General features: G+C 54.3%; 1 protein-coding gene. It reads right to left on the reverse strand.

Features of this window, described 5'->3' with window-relative positions:
- Positions 1-62 precede the first annotated feature (62 nt).
- Positions 63-1241, reverse strand: a complete 1179-nt coding sequence (locus tag ACQKQA_RS30345; RefSeq protein WP_427564802.1) for an integrase core domain-containing protein — start codon at positions 1239-1241, stop codon at positions 63-65.
- Between the last annotated feature and the right edge of the window lie 94 nt (positions 1242-1335).

A 1335-nucleotide genomic window follows, 5' to 3' on the forward strand; every position in this document is an offset into this window, starting at 1 on the left:
GGGGCATGAACGGGACAACCACATAGGTGACAGAAAAGTTCAGGCACATGGGTGACACCAAATCAGGCCTGTGATGCCGGATTGAGCCTGATATAACCGTCCTTGGCATCTTTCAGATCGAAGCGGCCCAGCTTGATCGGGCCAAATATGACGTCCCAGATCCCCTCGCTAATACGCTCCAAGCCCACCGTTTCTCGCTTAAGCACATTACCGACATAGATCCTGAGCCGACCTCTGTTGACGACCCCACAAGAGTCAACGACATAGGTTTCTATATGACTGGGATATCTCATAGCTGGTAGCCGTGCCGGATAAGTTCGATCCGAACAGCAATAGCAGGAGGCTGGGGTTTTCTGTCCCAGCGCCTCATGCAGGCGTTCATGATTGTAGTGCTGCATGAACAGGTCAAAGTGCTTTTGCTGAGCGCCCCATTCGATTTCAGGAGGACTGACCAAGGTACTTTTCAGTGTGCGGTGCATGCGCTCATGACGGCCATTCTGTTCGGGCCGACCTGGTTGGATTCGCTCGGGAATGATCCCCAAACGTAGCCACCAGATAGATAACTGCGATAGCCCCGCGCGACCTCCGCTGGCGAACGGAACGCCATTGTCAGTACGAATGCGTTCAGGCATGCCATAGGTCCTGAACAACCGCTCGAAAGCTGTTTTGGCGTCTTTAAAGTTGGTACTGGGCATGCTCTCGCAGGCCAACAAGAAGCGACTCGCATGGTCCATGACCGTCAACGGGTAACACCAGACCCCTTTCCCCGTCAGGTATTGCCCCTTGTAATCAGCGCTCCATAACTGATTAGGGACATCGGCTTTTTTCAGCGGACTCGGATAGACCGCAACCCGCTGACGCAGGCGCCTCGGCGTCACCAGCCCGGCCTGTTTGAGAATGTTGTAGATACTGGTTTTAGAGGGGGGCACCTGCCCTGGAAAACGTTCAGCCAGAGCCGCCTGGATCTTCTTGGGGCCCGGTATCGTAGGCCCTTTGGAGCGCAACTCGATGATCGAGGCCTTGATTTCAAAGGGAATAACATACGCCTGGCAATGGCGACGGCGACTCCGCTCATCCAGGCCATGCACACCGTCTGCGTTGTAACGAGCCACCCATTTGTAGCCCGTCTTTCGACTGATACCGTGCGCTGCACACAGCTCGCGGAAGTTAAAGCGTCGCGACAGATAGTCAGCAATGAACATCACTTTAAGGTCCATAGGGTTCAGCTCTCGCCACGGCATGGTCAGATCCTCGGAATCGACCCTGCCAGTTAAAAACTGTCACCTATGTGCTTGAACTGATTTGTTACCTATGTGGGTGAGTCATACCGGCAAG

The sequence above is a fragment of the Pseudomonas sp. NPDC089530 genome (assembly GCF_050280705.1).
GTDB lineage: Bacteria > Pseudomonadota > Gammaproteobacteria > Pseudomonadales > Pseudomonadaceae > Aquipseudomonas.

Bases quoted from the DNA above. Each gene is read 5' to 3' on its own strand.
- ACQKQA_RS30345 (WP_427564802.1), bottom strand. From the start codon at position 1,241: ATGCCGTGGCGAGAGCTGAACCCTATGGACCTTAAAGTGATGTTCATT.